Annotated in this window: 1 protein-coding gene; it reads left to right on the top strand. The window is 74.3% G+C overall.

What is annotated here, in order from left to right:
- Positions 1 to 107: 107 nt before the first annotated feature.
- Positions 108 to 447 (top strand): FAD-dependent oxidoreductase (locus D3D02_RS19835; protein WP_121571397.1); only part of this gene is annotated, 340 nt, incomplete at its 3' end.

A 447-nucleotide genomic window follows, 5' to 3' on the forward strand; every position in this document is an offset into this window, starting at 1 on the left:
CTCCCGCAGTGGCGCGTGGCGCGCGGCTCCGACGGCGCGGTCGCGTTCGCGGCGGCGGACGCCGACGAGCCGTTCATCACAGCCGACAGACCGGTCGAGGTGCGCCGATGACGACCCGTCCCGACACCACGCCAGCCGCGGACCCGGACTCGCGGATCGACGCCGACGTGGCCGTCGTCGGGGGCGGCGCCGCGGGGCTGTCCGCGGCGACCTTCGTCGCCAGGTACGGCCTGGAGACGACCGTCCTCGACGGCGGCAAGGCGGCGATCACGCAGTGCGCTCACGTCGAGAACTACCTCGGATTCCCCGCCGGGATCGCCCCCGACAGACTCCTCGAACTGGGTCGAACGCAGGTCGAGACCGAGGGCGGTCAGGTGGTGGACGAGCGCGTCACCGCGGTCCGACCGGCGGACTCCGACGGCAGCGAGCCCGACGCGTTCGCCGTGG

The organism is Halobellus sp. Atlit-38R, assembly GCF_003665925.1.
In the GTDB taxonomy this organism is placed as follows: Archaea; Halobacteriota; Halobacteria; order Halobacteriales; family Haloferacaceae; genus Haloquadratum; species Haloquadratum inordinatus.